Source organism: Flavobacterium quisquiliarum, from assembly GCF_019308285.1.
Classification (GTDB): Bacteria; Bacteroidota; Bacteroidia; order Flavobacteriales; family Flavobacteriaceae; genus Flavobacterium; species Flavobacterium quisquiliarum.
In genome coordinates, this window is the sequence record NZ_WWEM01000031.1 from 123,163 (window position 1) to 139,380 (window position 16,218).

General features: G+C 31.7%; 18 protein-coding genes. 11 read left to right on the forward strand and 7 right to left on the reverse strand.

Going from position 1 to position 16,218, the window contains the following annotated elements:
* Positions 1-93: 93 nt before the first annotated feature.
* Both GSY47_RS12845 and GSY47_RS12850 read left to right on the forward strand, forming a co-directional pair.
* Positions 94-1,158 carry a glycosyltransferase family 9 protein gene (locus tag GSY47_RS12845; protein WP_179004063.1) on the forward strand — a complete coding sequence of 355 codons (1,065 nt, stop codon included), beginning with the start codon at positions 94-96 and terminating at the stop codon, positions 1,156-1,158.
* An 18-nt stretch (positions 1,159-1,176) separates the two neighbouring features.
* The gene (locus GSY47_RS12850; protein WP_179004064.1) at positions 1,177-1,950 is read left to right on the forward strand and encodes a glycosyltransferase family 2 protein; all 774 of its coding nucleotides are present in this window, start codon (positions 1,177-1,179) and stop codon (positions 1,948-1,950) included.
* Here GSY47_RS12850 and GSY47_RS12855 read toward each other — a convergent pair.
* Entirely contained in the window at positions 1,931-2,695 is a 765-nt protein-coding gene (locus GSY47_RS12855; protein WP_179004065.1) for a lipopolysaccharide kinase InaA family protein, read from the reverse strand. The genes GSY47_RS12850 and GSY47_RS12855 overlap by 20 nt on opposite strands.
* Before the next feature lie 60 nt (positions 2,696-2,755).
* On the opposite strand from GSY47_RS12855, the gene GSY47_RS12860 reads away from it, so the two are divergent.
* Positions 2,756-3,709 carry a CgeB family protein gene (locus GSY47_RS12860; RefSeq protein WP_179004066.1) on the forward strand — a complete coding sequence of 318 codons (954 nt, stop codon included), beginning with the start codon at positions 2,756-2,758 and terminating at the stop codon, positions 3,707-3,709.
* A 24-nt stretch (positions 3,710-3,733) separates the two neighbouring features.
* Here the strand turns inward: GSY47_RS12860 and GSY47_RS12865 are convergent, their stop codons facing one another.
* Positions 3,734-4,378, reverse strand: coding sequence for a class I SAM-dependent methyltransferase (locus GSY47_RS12865; protein ID WP_179004067.1), 645 nt, complete (start codon positions 4,376-4,378; stop codon positions 3,734-3,736).
* 724 nt (positions 4,379-5,102) lie between these two features.
* Between GSY47_RS12865 and GSY47_RS12870 the strand changes: the two genes are divergently transcribed.
* The gene (locus tag GSY47_RS12870) at positions 5,103-5,663 is read left to right on the forward strand and encodes an L-threonylcarbamoyladenylate synthase (RefSeq protein WP_179004068.1); all 561 of its coding nucleotides are present in this window, start codon (positions 5,103-5,105) and stop codon (positions 5,661-5,663) included.
* Positions 5,664-5,717: 54 nt separating this feature from the next.
* Here the strand turns inward: GSY47_RS12870 and GSY47_RS12875 are convergent, their stop codons facing one another.
* Positions 5,718-6,842, reverse strand: a complete 1,125-nt coding sequence (locus GSY47_RS12875; protein ID WP_179004069.1) for a cysteine desulfurase family protein — start codon at positions 6,840-6,842, stop codon at positions 5,718-5,720.
* A gap of 87 nt (positions 6,843-6,929) precedes the next feature.
* On the opposite strand from GSY47_RS12875, the gene GSY47_RS12880 reads away from it, so the two are divergent.
* Entirely contained in the window at positions 6,930-7,922 is a 993-nt protein-coding gene (locus GSY47_RS12880; protein WP_179004070.1) for a hypothetical protein, read from the forward strand.
* A 146-nt stretch (positions 7,923-8,068) separates the two neighbouring features.
* On the opposite strand, the gene GSY47_RS12885 is transcribed toward GSY47_RS12880, so the two are convergent.
* Together GSY47_RS12885 and GSY47_RS12890 are read right to left on the reverse strand one after the other, a co-directional pair.
* Complete coding sequence (locus GSY47_RS12885) at positions 8,069-8,620, reverse strand: Smr/MutS family protein (protein ID WP_179004071.1); 552 nt, start codon at positions 8,618-8,620, stop codon at positions 8,069-8,071.
* 1 nt (position 8,621) lies between these two features.
* Positions 8,622-8,771 (reverse strand): hypothetical protein, encoded by a 150-nt coding sequence (locus GSY47_RS12890; protein WP_167365378.1) that lies wholly within the window; start codon positions 8,769-8,771, stop codon positions 8,622-8,624.
* A 130-nt stretch (positions 8,772-8,901) separates the two neighbouring features.
* On the opposite strand from GSY47_RS12890, the gene GSY47_RS12895 reads away from it, so the two are divergent.
* Complete coding sequence (locus GSY47_RS12895) at positions 8,902-9,180, forward strand: DUF2752 domain-containing protein (protein ID WP_179004072.1); 279 nt, start codon at positions 8,902-8,904, stop codon at positions 9,178-9,180.
* A 191-nt stretch (positions 9,181-9,371) separates the two neighbouring features.
* Here the strand turns inward: GSY47_RS12895 and GSY47_RS12900 are convergent, their stop codons facing one another.
* The gene (locus GSY47_RS12900) at positions 9,372-10,073 is read right to left on the reverse strand and encodes a DUF1003 domain-containing protein (RefSeq protein ID WP_179007707.1); all 702 of its coding nucleotides are present in this window, start codon (positions 10,071-10,073) and stop codon (positions 9,372-9,374) included.
* Positions 10,074-10,263: 190 nt separating this feature from the next.
* On the opposite strand from GSY47_RS12900, the gene epsC reads away from it, so the two are divergent.
* The 4 genes from epsC to GSY47_RS12920 all read left to right on the forward strand — a co-directional run bounded on the left by epsC (position 10,264) and on the right by GSY47_RS12920 (position 13,545).
* A complete protein-coding gene (gene epsC / locus GSY47_RS12905; protein WP_179007705.1) occupies positions 10,264-11,055 on the forward strand; it encodes a serine O-acetyltransferase EpsC in 792 nt (263 codons plus the stop codon).
* Between the two features lies 1 nt (position 11,056).
* A complete protein-coding gene (gene cysM, locus GSY47_RS12910) occupies positions 11,057-11,944 on the forward strand; it encodes a cysteine synthase CysM (RefSeq protein ID WP_179007703.1) in 888 nt (295 codons plus the stop codon).
* Between the two features lie 125 nt (positions 11,945-12,069).
* Positions 12,070-13,056: an aldo/keto reductase gene (locus GSY47_RS12915; RefSeq protein ID WP_179007701.1), complete on the forward strand. Its 987-nt coding sequence runs from the start codon at positions 12,070-12,072 to the stop codon at positions 13,054-13,056.
* A gap of 87 nt (positions 13,057-13,143) precedes the next feature.
* Positions 13,144-13,545 (forward strand): hypothetical protein, encoded by a 402-nt coding sequence (locus tag GSY47_RS12920; RefSeq protein ID WP_179007699.1) that lies wholly within the window; start codon positions 13,144-13,146, stop codon positions 13,543-13,545.
* Positions 13,546-13,587: 42 nt separating this feature from the next.
* On the opposite strand, the gene GSY47_RS12925 is transcribed toward GSY47_RS12920, so the two are convergent.
* On the reverse strand, positions 13,588-14,463 hold the full coding sequence (locus GSY47_RS12925; RefSeq protein WP_246611328.1) for a sensor histidine kinase: 876 nt from the start codon (positions 14,461-14,463) through the stop codon (positions 13,588-13,590).
* 334 nt (positions 14,464-14,797) lie between these two features.
* On the opposite strand from GSY47_RS12925, the gene rlmD reads away from it, so the two are divergent.
* A complete protein-coding gene (gene rlmD / locus GSY47_RS12930) occupies positions 14,798-16,210 on the forward strand; it encodes a 23S rRNA (uracil(1939)-C(5))-methyltransferase RlmD (protein WP_179007695.1) in 1,413 nt (470 codons plus the stop codon).
* The last annotated feature ends 8 nt before the right edge of the window (positions 16,211-16,218 follow it).

The window sequence follows — 16,218 nt, forward strand, 5'->3', positions numbered from 1 at the left end:
TTTAATTTACTTTAATCTAATTAATCCCATCTCTTGTACACTTCATAAAATAGTTTGTAATTTAGCGATTCCAAAGCGAATTCATAATACCACATGAGAATACTTATTATCCAGCAAAAAAGAATTGGAGATGTTTTAACGAGCACCATAATCTGTAACAATTTAAAATCTAAATTTCCTGATTCAGTAATTGACTACATGTGTTATCCAAATTCTGTAGATGTACTAAAAGAAAATCCAAATATTGATAATATTGTTGTGCTGACAAACAAAGTCAGAAAATCAATACCTTCTCTATTTAAATTTATTTTTCAGATTCGCAGCAAAAAATACGACGCTGTAATAGATGTCTATTCTAAACTTGAAAGCAACCTAATTACTTTGTTTTCAGGAGCTAAATATAAAGTTTCTTACCATAAATCATATACAAAACTAATCTACAATTACACTTATGAGCGTTTTGATGCCGTTGAATCTGAACATGGATTAGCAATTGAGAATAGATTATTACTTTTGAAACCTTTTATATCTGAAAAAATTACCAATGTAAAACCAAAGATATTTTTAAAAGATTCTGAAATTGAAAGTGCTAAAAATCTTTTGAAAAACCATAATATAGATACCACAAAACCGTTGATTATGTTTGGCATTTTAGGAAGCGAACCTTTTAAAACATATCCTCTGGAAGGAATGGCAAAAATTATAGATTTCACAGTTGCAAAAACCAACGCAACAATAATTTTTAACTACGTTCCATTTCAAAAAGATTTGGCACTAGAAGTTTATAATTATTGTTCTGAAGAAACTAAAAAACATATTGTTTTTGATTTATATGCCTCAGATTTGCGACAATTTTTAGCATTGCTTTCTCAATGCGAAATGCTCATAGGAAATGAAGGCGGATCAGTGAACATGGCAAAAGCACTTGAAATACCAACGTTTTCAATCTTTACGCCTTCTGTTAGAAAAGAAACTTGGCAGTTATTTGAAAATGAAGCTAAAAATGCTTCTATTCACTTAAAAGACTTAAAACCGGAAATATACGAACAACATACAGAGCAATATATTAAAGATCATACTTTTGAATATTATGCTGAATATCCTTTACCTTTAATGCTGGAAAAATTAGACGCTTATTTTCAAGAATACAAAAATTGAAAAAACAAAAGCATTTAGATGAATCGTATTGAAGAACAAAAATTATCTGTTTTAATTATTACTTTTAATGAAGAGCGATATATAAAATCCCTGATTGAAAGTATTGACTTTGCTGACGAAATCATAATAGTAGATTCGTACAGTACAGATTCTACAACTGAAATACTGAAATCATTCCCCAATATTAAATTGATTCAAAAGCAGTTCATTGACTATACTTCACAAAGAAATTTTGCAATAGATCAAGCAAAAAACGATTGGATATTGTTTATTGATGCCGACGAATATTTTACTCCTAAACTTAAGGCAGAAATTATTTCGACAATAAACAGCAAAGATGCCGTAAGCGCCTATTTTATTTATAGGGTTTTTATGTTCAAAAATCGTAAACTGCGTTTTAGCGGCTGGCAGAGCGATAAGATTTTCAGACTTTTTAGTAAAGCTCACTGCAGATACACCGAAGATAGATTGGTACATGAAAAACTAATTGTAAATGGAAAAACTGCTGTTCTAAAAAACAAGCTTATACACTACTCTTTCGCTTCATACTCAGAATATAAAATGAAAATGTATAAGTATGGAATTTTAAAAGCAAATGAAAAGATAAAAAAAGGACAAAAACCAGTTCGGCTTTTACAGTTTTTGCATCCCGTTTATACTTTTTTATACCAATATTTGATACGATTTGGCTTTTTAGATGGCTTAAAAGGAATTACAATTTGTTACTTAAACGCTTACAGCATTTTTATACGTTACAAAGAGTTTTTCAGAATTACTTCTTCCAAAATTTAAGCTTCTTTTTTAAACGTTTTTTTCTATAATATCTTTCCTGAAACTCAGAAGTATATTTCCACAAAGTATCAAAAATCTTTTGCTCAGATTCGCCGTAAAGTTTAGCATATTCATTACTCATAACGGCCACCATTTCTTTTAGAGGTGTTAGACGACATAAGTTTTTCATACGCATATCAAAACTCATAGATTTATGAAATTCCATTCTGTTTAAGTCAACCAAAAAGAATTCATAATTTCCGTTTTCTCTTTTTTTAATCAAAGTATTTCCAGGAGAATGATCTAAGAATTCGATTCCTTTTTCGTGAAGATCAAAACTAAATTTGGTAAACTGTCTTAGTATGTTCTCATGATCAGGATAATTTGAATCTTCTACAAGTTCTCTATAGGTAAGTTCGCATTCTAACTGTTCACTCACATAAAAACTTTTTTCCAAACCTAATATCGATGAAAATTCAGCAAACGCGATAGGCTTTGGAGTTCCTACACCTAATTCAAGCAATCTATTTGCAAACTCAAAAGAACGTTTTGCTTTTGATTTCCTGAAGTATTTATAAGCGATTTTATTTATAAAATGCGGAACTTTAAACGATTTTATGTTTATTTTTTTATCCTCTAAATCAAAAAGTTTTATCTGATTGCGCTGACCAATTACGAAGTCCTGTCCTTTTGTACTAAAAAAACGAATATATTCAAGAAGAATATTTTCAAATTTTTCATATCCGCGATTTAATCTTAAAATCATAAAAATTGTTTCAGCAAATTTAGCTAGTTTTACCAACTAATAAAAACTATTTCCAAGATAATGCATATTACTCTAATAAGTTTTGATAACTGGGGACTTAACAAACATATAGCAACAGACTTACAAAAACAAGGTCACACTGTTCAGCATATCGATTTTAATACTTTCAAATATAAATATCCTTCGGTATTACATAAAGCGTATAATGTTATATTAAAAGCGTTCTTTAAAACCAATCTAAAACATCAGCATTACGGAAAAGAAATCATAAAAGAATTAAAGAAAAACGACCAGATTCAAGATGTAATTTTAACTATAAAAGGAGACTTTATAACTCCTAAAAGTATTTTAGAGTTCAAAAAATATACTAAAAAGTCAATTGGCTTTTTTAATGATAATATCTATCGATGCCCAAAAATAAAAAGAGTGCTTCACTGCTTTGATGAAGTTTTTTCATTTGAGAAAGAAGACTGCGAAAAATTCAATCTAAACTTTGCCTCTAACTGGATTTACAATTCAGAAAACACCTTCAATAGGAATGAATTTGAATATGACGTTTTCAATATCAGTTCAATAGACAAAAGACTTCCTATTTTGAAGAGAATAGCAAATAATTTGGCTTCTCAAAAAATAAAATTCAAATTCATTGTCTATGATAAAAAGCAAAAAGATGATGATAAAAACATTCAGTACATACAAAAACACATGCCTTTAACAGAGGTAAATGATTATATCAGTCATTCGAAAGTTTTATTGGATATTAACCGTATCGGACAAGCAGGACTCACTTTTAGAGTTTTTGAAAGTATCGGATTAAACAAAAAACTCATCACAACAAACTCAGATATCAAAAATTACGATTTTTATAATCCCAATAACATTTTAATTATTGACGAAATAAATCCAGTTATTCCTACTGCATTTTTTGAAAATGAATATGAAAAAATCCCTCACTCAATATATCAAAAATATACTTTGGAGGGATGGTGTAATAATGTAATTTTTTCAGTTTAAATAGCCAAACTTAACAGTTGCTTCTTAGTTTTTTGAGGCAACTGTAGCATATTGCAGATAGAAAATATCCATTTGGGTAAACAAAAATAGAATATTGTATAAATACGGTTTTATTGACTTGGTTCTATTTATGCCCTCATTTATTTTTACTTTGTAACCTGCCTCTACATACATTCTTTTAATGCTTTTACCAGTAAAAAAACGCATGTGGGTAAAATCCATAATACCATATTGTGCATACTTCCAATCTTTCTTGAACAGCAACATTTTCATTTCATTATGATATCTCATGTTAGGAATTGAACTAATAACTACTCCGTTAGCAGAAAGTTTACTTTTAATTTTTTCTAATAACGAATAAGGATCAAAAATGTGTTCTAAAACATCATTAAAATAAATAGCATCAAAATAATTATCTGGCAAGTCGTCTATAAAAGTTTCACACATACCTGTAAAAACTTTATCTAATACTTTTTCCGCTTTTTGAGCTTCATCAGGCATCATTTCTATCCCCCAAAACTCGAGATCTCGATTCTTTTTTAATATTTCACCAAAACAGCCATTTCCACAGCCAACCTCTAAAACTTTTACTGCATTTTCTGGCAAGTATTTAATCATTTCATAACGAACTTTACTATAGTAAATCTCGGGCTTATTATCGTAATTCATATTGCGGGGTTTAAAATAAATTTTATCTTGTTAATTTGATGGCATCATATTTAGTCTTAAAAGTATTACTTTTGCACTTCTGTCTTTGTTTAGAATAATTTATTATAAATATATTTTTTTTAATACAATAAACAACTTCTATTGTAATAAAAATTTAATTTATTAAATAAATAGTATTCAAATCTCAAACTGAAAACTTATTATAATAACAGCTATCATAACCACTTTTACCCAAATTACTGATTTCCAAAACTTTACTTTTTTACCTTTAGTAGTTTTCGTTTTAATCTTCTCTATTCTAACCGTTAACAAAATAATTAACATCGAAGTTCCAGAAATAAAATATCCTCAAATTGATGGACTACGAGGTTATCTCGCATTTTTTGTTTTTTTACATCATTGTTATATATGGCATTTTTTTATTCCTAATTTTTTATTTTGTTGCTGGCTTTGAAAAAGCACAAAACTTAACAGATGTAGAGTTTTGGTCCATCATCACACTATCTATTTTTCCATTAATTTTCATTAGCTAATTAACATTCAAGTATATTGAATATCCATTAATGCAATTAGCGAAGGTAAAACTAAGACCATCTGCAAAAAATTTGTAGACCAGAAAATTGTCTTAAAAATTTTAAAACGACTCAATTTTAAAACCTCTAAAAAACTTTTACAATTAAAATCTCTAACTTTGCGATCTTAATCGAGTATATATATTTGTAAAATGAATGAGGAAATAATCAATGCTTACGAAGTTATAAAAGAGGGAGGCATTATTCTTTATCCAACAGATACTGTTTGGGGAATTGGATGCGACGCTACCAATGCAGATGCTGTTGCTAAAATCTATAAGCTAAAACAACGTGCAGAAACTCAAAGCATGATTGTTTTGATGAACAGCGAAAAAATGATGTACAACGTTTTTAAAAACATTCCAGAAGTTGCCTGGCAGATAATTGATTTATCTGAGAAACCAACAACTTTAATTTTGGATGACGCCAGAAATGTAGCTCAAAATATCATTGCTGCTGATAAATCGTTAGGAGTTCGTTTGGTAAAAGAACCTTTCTGTTACAAATTGATGGAAAGAATGAAAAAGCCTTTAGTTTCAACTTCTGCTAATATATCAGGACAGCCAACACCACAAAGTTTTAAAGACATAAGTCAAGAAATTATAAATGGAGTGGATTATGTCGTAAAGTTAAACCAAGATAAAATCAACGGAAAATCTTCCACTATTATTAAACTTACAAACGATTCGCAGGTAAAAGTGATTCGTAAATAGTTTTTTTGTTTCAGGTTTCAGGTTCTGCATAAAACCTGAAACTTGTAACAACATTTAAACAACCTTTAGGCTCTCAATAAGCCAATCGATATCTTCTTTAGTGTTATAATGACTGAACGAAATTCGAAGATTAGGTAGTTTTAAATCGGCTTCAGAAAGCATTTCATTTAAAACATGAGAAGGCTTGATGCTTCCCGACTGGCAAGCACTTCCTCTAGAAACCGCAATTCCTTTCATATCCAAACTAAACAACAGCATTGAAGTTTTATCTGATGAAAAAGGCAATATGATATTGATTATATTATAGAAATCGTCTTTTTTTCCGTTAATTCTAAAGCCAGTAAAATGAATTTCCAATTGTTCAATAAGATACTTTTTAAGCTCTAAAATATAAGCTCTTTCTTCATTCAAATTTTCATAAGAAATAGACAAAGCCTTTGCCATTCCAGCAATTTGATGTACTGGTTCGGTACCTGCACGAAGACCTTTTTCTTGTTCTCCTCCAAAAAACAATGGCTGTAAACCCGAATTTTTTCGTACAAAAGCAAATCCGATTCCTTTTGGTCCGTGAAATTTATGCGCACTAGCCAAAATAAAGTCAACAGGTGTTTTTTGCAGGTCGATTTCAGTTTTCCCAATAGATTGAACAGTATCTGAATGAAATAAAGCATTATACTGTTTGCAGATAAGTCCAACACGGTCCCAATCTAAAATTGTTCCGGTTTCGTTGTTAACATGCATTAAACTGACCAAGGTTTTTTTCTCCTCTGCTAATAAATTAGACAAGTGGGTTAAGTCTAAACTTCCGTCAGGATTTACATTCACATAATCTACCTGAATTTTGTATTCTTCCTTAAGTGCCCAAACAGTATGCAGAACGGCGTGATGTTCTATTTTTGAAGTAATAATTCGTTCTACTTTTAAATCTTCAACAGCAGAACGTAGTATCCAGTTATCAGCTTCAGTTCCTCCAGAAGTAAAAATAATTTCTTGAGCAGTGCAATTTAAATGTTTGGCAATACTCTTTCTTGAAAGTTCTAATATTGTTTTACCATTTCGCCCAAAACTATGTGTAGACGATGGATTACCAAAATCCTCCAGCATTACTTTGGTCATTTCCTGAATTACTTCGGGACGCATTGCCGTTGTTGAGGCATTATCTAGATATACTTTTTTCATTGCTGCAAAGTTAAGAAATATCAATTGTCAAATCTTAAATATCATTTGCCATTTTTTTCACTATTTTTGACGCAAATAAATTTTACGATGAAAAAATACCTTTCCCTTATATTATTTGCTTTTTTGCTGAATGGATGTGATGATGGAGATTTAACTGTTCAAGAAATAAACTTTGACAATGTAACCCCAGTTAGCTGTTCTGAAGACAACACCTTAATGTATAAATTAAAATCTCGGGAGGCTTTTTTACTTCAAATGCCTAAGACTGGAGGTTTAGTAAATGACCCAGGTACCTATGTATATGATATTCCTACTGGAGGAAATGGAACTTATCGTGCCATCTACAGAGCATACGATGGTGCATTGGTAGCCGATAATATTTGTGGACTTATACCGCCAAGCACTCCTAAAGTAGTAGAAGAATGGATTGCTACATCTGGAAAAATCAATATTACTACAACACAAAAAACATCAGAACGTGCTGATGATGGAAGTACAAAACTTATAGGATACAACTATAGTATTAACTTTACAAATATTACTTTCGCTATTTCAAATTCAAAACCGCAAACATATCCAACTTATCCATTTGGTACATTTAGCTCTACAGTAAGCGTTCCTGCAAGTTTATCATTTGATAGCGAAAATGCAAGCACATGTTCTGGAACAAATCTAAATCGAGTATACAATTACAGCGCTGCATTTTTTGTTATGATTGACAATATTGATCCAGATTTATTAAAAAATGAAGTTACTCCTCCATCGCAACCTAGAACTCAATTAGTAGGTTCAACTAAAAACAAAGTATACTATAAAAGTGTACAAAAGGAAACAGGATCTTTTAGTAAAGACTATTTTTGTAATGCAAGTTTCCCAACAAGTCCGTCAATTGCAGAAGATTGGATCGGACAAAATGGTGACGATACTAAAAAAACTGGTATGATAGAGGTAACCACAACATTAGTCGGAGATACCTATTATCATTCAATCATTTTAAAAAGGGTAACAATGTTAAAAGGAAATAGCACTTTTGATCTTCCTACTGATTTCTCTCTAGGAAGATTAGAAGTTAAACCATAATAAAAGAGTCATATTAAAAAAAAGATCTTTTAAAAATTCTTACAAAAAAACGTCTGTTTTTCTACTTGATTTAACTTTAAAATCAGCTTAGAAAAACGGACGTTTTTTTATTGAAAAAGAACCGATTTAAACGGTTTAGTTTTATTTTATTTATTGTTTTGTCTGAAATAAACTTCAGTCGCGCCTAGACCATATTTTTGATAATTGGCATCTTGAAAATCTATTCCGTCATAACGGCCCAACAAAAAATCCAATTCAGCTTTTAAAATTCCTTCGCCCACACCATGAATAAAAACGATTTTTGGAATGCGATTTCGAATCGCAAATTCAATATGTCTTCTTGCTGTTTCTGTCTGTAATGTCAAGATATCATAATTGGACATACCTCGTTTATTTGGCACCAGTTTTTCGATATGAAGATCAAACTCAGGAACGCCAACATCACGTTTATCTTTCTTTTCCTTTACGAAACTTCTTGGTTTTGGTTCAATTTTATCTTTTGAAGCTTCATCTAAATCAATTCTTTTAATAGAATTCATTAAATCACTGGATTCTTGAATCTTAAGCAACTCGTTGACTAAAAATGTCATCAAAAATCCATCTTCAGTTTCAATCAAAACCTCATTATTTTTAACAGAAACTACTGTTCCGTTTATCGCTTCATCTAATACAGAAACCCTATCTCCTTTTACCAGCATCTTACTCTTCTTTATCGTTATTTTTACTTGGTGTTTTCGCGCTCAGCTGCATCATTCCAAACATGAAAACTACAATTGCAATAATCGTTATATAGATGTTTTTTTCTTCTGAAGCCTGCTCATAGAATGCCACAGAAATCGCAAGAATCATTATTATTATTTTAAAAGCTTTCATCAATTCAATTTTTAAGATTTCAAAAATATAAAACTTTATAGTAGTACCTCTATTCTACTTCTAACCTTTCTCATATTTTTTTAGTAAAATTGCAAAAAGATCCGGTATGACAATAGAAAAATATATGATTCCTTGCCTCTTCAAAACCTTCTTCGGATTTGAATGTTTGGGCTGTGGTTTTCAGCGGTCTTTATTCTTACTTTTTCAGGGAGAATTTTTAGCCGCTTTTAAAATGTATCCGGCAATATACTCTTGTCTTTTGCTCTTTGCTTTTGCAGCATTTCATTATTTTGATAAATCAAAAAAACACAAAAAATTAGTTTGGGGAATGGCTGGCGTAAATCTCATTTTTATGCTTGGAGGTTATTACTTCAAGCACTTTTAGATTTTAGATTTTAGATTTTAGATTTTAGATTTTAGATTTTAGATTTTAGATTTTAGATTTTAGATTTTAGATTTTAGATTTTAGATTTTAGATTTTAGATTTTAGATTTTAGATTTTATCCCAAAAAAAAGCTGATGCTTTTTTTTGGGATTTGGGATTTGAGAATTGGAATTTAAAAATTCAAATAACATTTATTTCTTAATCTGATTTAAAATATCATTCATCATCTCGATTTGCACTTTTTGGATTTCAATTAATTCCTGTTGCTGATGCATAATCAAATGATCGATTTTATCATGAATCAACCTAATCTCTAATTCTGATTTTAGATTAATCATATAATCTTTTTTGGCGCGGTTTCTATCTTTTTCTTCCTGACGATTTTGGCTCATCATAATTACGGGAGCCTGCAAAGCTGCAACACAGGAAAGAATTAAATTCAAAAGAATAAATGGATAAGGATCGAAACCTTTATCCAAAAAAACATAAACATTTGAGGCTATCCAAATTGTAATAAAAACAACAAACGAAATAATAAAAGTCCAGCTTCCGCCAAAATCGGCTACTTTATCAGCAACTCGCTGTCCTAAATTTCGATTTTCTTCTTCATCTTCGACCAAACTTACAATTGACTTATCTTCTTTCAATGAGTCTATTACATTTCTCTCCATTGCAGAAAGTGCCCCAATTTCTGTAGAAAGATAATTTGAAATATATTTTTGGCGGTACAAGTTTAATTCGTTTACAGCAATACAATCTTCTTCTTTAAAATCAGGATATTCTTTTTTTATCAAACCCAAAATAGGATCATGAATTGATTTTCCATAAATTTTCTCGCTTTCTGCGAAAGAAAGTCCTGAAATTGCGCTTTTAAATGTCTGCCCGTTTTTCATTTTAATTTGTTTTGAAAGCTAATTTACGTAATTAACTTCTTAAGAGTTGCATAAAAAAGAACTGTTTTGCATTCCTTTTTTATCACAAATGAGGCTGTCGAAAGAAAATTTCTTTAGTTAAATCGTGGCTTTATTTCCAAAAAACGCCTTACTTTTAACGTTCCAAAATTATTCATTCATTTTTACCACTGTGACAAAAGACACTATCATACAAAACATAAGGGCTTTAAAAAGTCATTCACATATCAATTACGGCATCAAAACCAAGACAGAAGACTTTACAGAAAAGCTTTTTTACACTCTTTTTGATTCTAACGCTGCCTTAGATGACAGTATTGATGAGCTGGAATTTCGTTTTAAAGAAATTGCAGTTTTGGCCTGTAAAAAACCCGAAAATCTATGCGAATCGATTTGGGATCGTTTTCTTGAAAAACTTCCCGGAGTTTTAGAAAAGTTAAATCAGGATGCAGAGTATATTTTAGAAAATGATCCCGCATCAAATAGCATAGATGAAGTTTATTTAGCATATCCTGGTTTTTATGCCATCGCCATTTACAGATTAAGCCACGAATTATATCAACTGGATTTACTTCTTTTCTCCCGTTTAATGAGTGAATATGCACATAGAATCACGGGAACAGATATTCATGCTGGTGCCAATATTGCCTCACCATTTTTTATAGATCACGCTACAGGAATTGTTATTGGTGAAACTACTGTAATTAAAAAAAATGTAAAAATCTATCAAGGTGTCACACTGGGTGCATTAAGCGTAAGCAAAGAAATGAAAAATGCAAAAAGACACCCGACAGTTGAGGCTAATGTCTGTATTTATGCTAATGCCACAATTTTAGGAGGAGAAACTGTAATTGGAAAAAATAGTATTGTGGGTGGAAATGCATGGGTTACTAAATCTATTCCTGAAGATTCAATCGTCTTAAACACCACTACCACAGAAGTTAAAATAAAAGAAAAAAAATAAAATGGGTCCACAGAAATTGTTAAACCTAATTGGAAATACTCCTTTGATGGAAACTGTCAATTTGGTTCAAAATAAAAATGTAAAACTTTTACTTAAACTCGAAGGAAACAATCCTGGGGGAAGCGTAAAAGACAGAGCTGCATACAATATGATTGCTGCCGCTTTAGAAAGAGGCGAAATCAAAAAAGGAGATAAATTAATTGAAGCAACCAGCGGTAATACTGGAATTGCACTTGCCATGATTGCCCAATTATTTGGCATTGAAATCGAACTGGTTTTGCCAGAAGATTCAACAAAAGAACGTACACAAACTATGCGTGCTTATGGTGCAACCGTAATTTTAACGCCTGCAAGCGAAGGAATTATCGGTTCACGTGACTATGCAGATAAAAAAGTAGCTCAAGGCGGTTATTTAATGCTAAATCAGTTTGCCAATGATGACAACTGGAAAGCACATTATAAAACAACAGGGCCAGAAATATGGAACGATACTGAAGGAACTGTAACTCACTTCGTATCTGCAATGGGAACAACAGGAACCATCATAGGAACTTCGACTTATTTAAAGGAAAAAAATCCAAATGTTCAAATCATTGGCGCACAGCCAAGCGATGGTTCTCAAATTCCTGGAATCCGTAAATGGCCACAAGAATATCTTCCGAAAATTTTTGATGCTTCTAAAGTAGATACGGTTGTCGATGTAAGCGAAGAAGAAGCACGCGCGATGACTAAAAGATTAGCTCTTGAAGAAGGCGTATTTGCTGGGATGAGCAGTGGTGGTTCTGTAGCAGTAGCACTAAAAATTGCCGAAAAATTAGAATCTGGAGTTGTGGTTGCCGTTATCTGTGATAGAGGCGATCGTTACTTGTCTTCGGATTTATTTGATTAACAAAGAGGCTAAGTTACTAAGACTCTAAGCTTCTAAGTAAAAAAACTTAGTCACTTAGAGTCTTAGTAGCTTAAGAGAGAAAACTTAGCATCTTAGCAACTTAGAACCTTAGAATCTTAAAAAAAATGAACTACAGAAAACTAGGAAAAACAAATTTTAATATCTCTGAAATCTCACTTGGCACTTGGCAGGTCGGAGGAAAATGGGGATCAGGTTTTGATAATAAAACAGCTGACGAACTTTTGAATACAGCCATAGACAATGGTGTAAACTTTATTGATACTGCTGATGTTTACGAAAATGGGTTAAGCGAAACTGCTGTTGGCCGTGTGGTACGCTCTCGCTCTGAACGCATTTTTGTAGCTACAAAATGCGGACGTCAGATCAATCCGCATGTAAATGAAGGTTATACTCCAAAAGTGCTTCAAAAATTTGTTGAGGACAGTTTAAAAAGAACTGGCTTAGAAACATTAGATTTAATTCAGCTGCACTGTCCGCCGACAGAAGTATATTATCGTCCGGAAATCTTTGAACTTTTTGACCGATTAAAAGAACAGGGAAAAATACTTAATCTTGGTGTAAGCGTTGAAAAAGTTGAAGAAGCTTTAAAAGCAATCGAATATTCAAATGTAACAACGGTTCAAATCATCTTCAATCTTTTTCGCCAGCGTCCTTCTGAATTGTTCTTCTCTGAAGCTAAAAAGAAAGATATTGGAATTATTGCCAGAGTTCCATTAGCCAGCGGACTTCTAACAGGAACATTCAGCGAAAAAACTACTTTTGAACCTCAAGATCATCGTAATTTTAACCGCAATGGAGAAGCTTTTGATAAAGGCGAAACGTTCTCTGGAATTGATTACAACTTAGGTCTTAAAGCTGTTGAAGCCTTAAAAACGATATTTCCAGAATCCGAAAATCTTGCTCCAATTGCATTACAGTGGATTTTAAGTTTTAATGAAGTAAGCTGTATTATTCCAGGTGCTTCAAAAGTAAATCATGTTTTATCGAATTTATCGGTTTATGATGTTCCTAAATTGACTACGGAACAGATTTCGGAAATGAATAAAATTTATAATGATCTTATAAAACCTACTGTTCATCAGCTCTGGTAGTATTTTTAAGTTTTTTCTTTCATAAACACGCAACCATTTATGGTTTATTGCATCTAGTTATAAAATACTAACCAATAAACCATAATTATGAAAAAATTATCCTTTTTTCTGCTTGCGATTTGCATTACGACGATCTCTTGCAGTAAAGACGAAAGTACACGTGAAGAAGAGCAAGCCAGACTTGACAAAATGTATCAGGAAATTATTGATTATTCTCAAATTAATTCAAAATCCTGCACAAATCCAGAAGAATGGACGTTTATGAAATACTCTCCATCAAACTGCTCAGGATATATTATCTATAACAAAGCAGTTGATGCAGACATTTTTCGAAAAAAAATTGACCAATATCGTGAAGCTCAAGGTAAGTTTGACGCAAAATGGGGAGTTTATTATACATCCGTCTGCCCTGTAAGACCTGCACCAACCAGCATTGAATGTATAGATGGAAAACCATCTTTAATATACAGTTTTGTTACGCATCAATAAAAAAAAGGTTACTGAGATCTAAATTCTTAGTAACCTTTTTTCTTAAATATCGAATTCAATTCTGAATTCGGCACCTCTATTTTTACCGTCGCTTGTGGCACTCAATCGGCCTTTGTTACGTTCTATGATTTTCTTGCACAAATACAGACCAATTCCTGTTGAACCTTCATTCGCTGTACCAAGTCGGCTCATTTTTGTGAATTTCTTAAATAGTTCTTCAATTTGATGTTTATCAAAACCAATTCCGTTGTCTTTTACTGTCAATATCAATTTCGAATCTTCAGAATAAATTCTGACTTTAATTTCACTGTCAAAATAAGAGAATTTAACCGCATTGCTGATTAAATTAACCAAAACTTGAATTAAAAGACCTTCGTCGATCTTAAGTTTGGCTTCAACACATTCTAAAACCAAATTCAACTTTATGTTTTTATCAAATAAACGCTGTTCGACTTGTTCATTGATAAACGGAAGAATATTAGGAAACAGAATCGTTTTTATTTCTGGATTGATTTTTACAACTTCATCCTGTTCTTTAAGCAGTTTAATAAAGTTTTCAATGTATCTGAATTGAAGATCAGTCGATTCGCAGATTAATTCGGCTAGATTAACAACAGATTCGGAAGGATTTTCGCTTATAATCAATTTTGCTAATCCTTGAGGGTTTCCTGCAAAGTTTTTCAAATCATGCGAAAGCATATAAACCAAATCTTGTTTTTCATTAATAAAACTTTCTGCTTCATATATAGATTCTTGAATATTACACAATAATAATCCCGCTTCATCTGTGTATTCTGTTGGCAGAACAGATAATTTTCTTGAACTGCGGTATTCGTCCAATGCTTTTGAAGCTTTTTTTATTGGAGTTATTAATTTATTTAAAACCAAAAGCGTTACTCCTGTGGCTAGCAATGTCATAATTAGCGAAAACACTAAAATCGAAGTAGGCGATATACTGTGCTTAAAATATAATACAAAAAACAAAATCCCTATGAGAGGAATATGAATACCTATAAAAGCAACAAAAAGGAACTTGAAAGCATAACTTTTTTTAAGGAAACTGATTTGTGAGAGTTTGTGGTACAACTTCATAAAAAGGCGACAATAACAGTAGGTTAAACTTTTGTTTTTAGTGGGGTTTCTTACAAAACAAAATTAGCTTTTATACTCTATTAAACTAATTTTTTGATGAATTTCTAAAAAATTTTTAAAATTAAATTTGTAAAAGTTTTCAAAGGCTTATTTTTGCGCTATGGGAAGAAAAAATACAGACAAAGTTGTCTTTCATCAGATTCAAGTTCTTGATGCTGGTGCAAAAGGAGTTTCGGTAGCCAAAGCACCTGACGGAAAAGTAATCTTTATTCCGAATGTAGTGCCTGGAGATGTGGTTGACGTACAAACAATGAAAAAAAGAAAGGCTTACTACGAAGGAAAAGCCGTAAAATTTCACGAATTATCAGAGTACAGAGTAGAGCCAATTTGTGAGCATTTTGGAGTTTGCGGCGGTTGTAAATGGCAGAATATGAAATACAGCCAGCAGCTTGCATTCAAACAAAACGAAGTTAAAAATCACTTACAAAGAATCGGAAAAATTGAACTTCCGGAATTCGAAGCTATTTTGGGTTCTGAGAAACAGTTTTTCTACAGAAATAAAATGGAATTTTCTTTTTCAAACAGCCGCTGGTTAACAGAAAAAGAAATTGGAAGCACTGAAGATTTAGGAAATAGAAATGCTTTAGGGTTTCATATTCCAAAAATGTGGGATAAAATTCTGGACATTAATAAATGTCATTTACAGGAAGATCCCTCAAATGCCATTCGTAATGAAATACGAGCTTTTGCAAACGAGCATAATTTAGCTTTTTTCAATCCGAGAGAACATTCTGGATTATTGAGAACTGTAATGATTCGTACTGTTTCTACAGGAGAAATTATGATTTTAATTCAGTTTTTTGAAGAAGACAAAGAAAACCGAGAATTAATCTTAGATCATTTATACGAAAAATTTCCACAGATTACTTCATTGCAGTATGTTGTAAACGGAAAACCAAATGATACCATTTACGATCAGAATGTTATTCTTTATAAAGGAAGAGATTACATTTTGGAAGAAATGGAAGGCTTGAAATTTAGTATTAATGCTAAATCTTTTTACCAAACCAACTCAGATCAGGCATACGAATTATACAAAATCACAAGAGATTTTGCTGACCTTACAGGAAATGAAACAGTATATGATTTATATACCGGTACTGGTACAATTGCGCAGTTCGTTTCTAAAAAAGCAAAAAAAGTAATTGGTGTTGAAAGTGTTCCCGAAGCAATTATTGATGCAAAAGCGAATGCTGAACGCAATAATATTACCAATTGTGAGTTTTTTGTTGGAGACATGAAAGTCGTTTTCAACGAAGCTTTTATTGCGCAGCACGGTAAACCTGATGTCATTATTACAGATCCTCCCCGCGACGGAATGCATAAAGATGTAGTTGAACAAATTTTAAAAATTGCTCCAAAAAGAGTTGTTTATGTAAGCTGTAATTCTGCAACTCAGGCTCGTGATTTGGCTTTAATGGATGAAAAATACAAAGTTACTCGCGTGCGACCTGTAGATATGTTTCCGCAGACACATCACGTTGAAAATGTTGTACTTTTAGAACTTCGATAAAAAACATA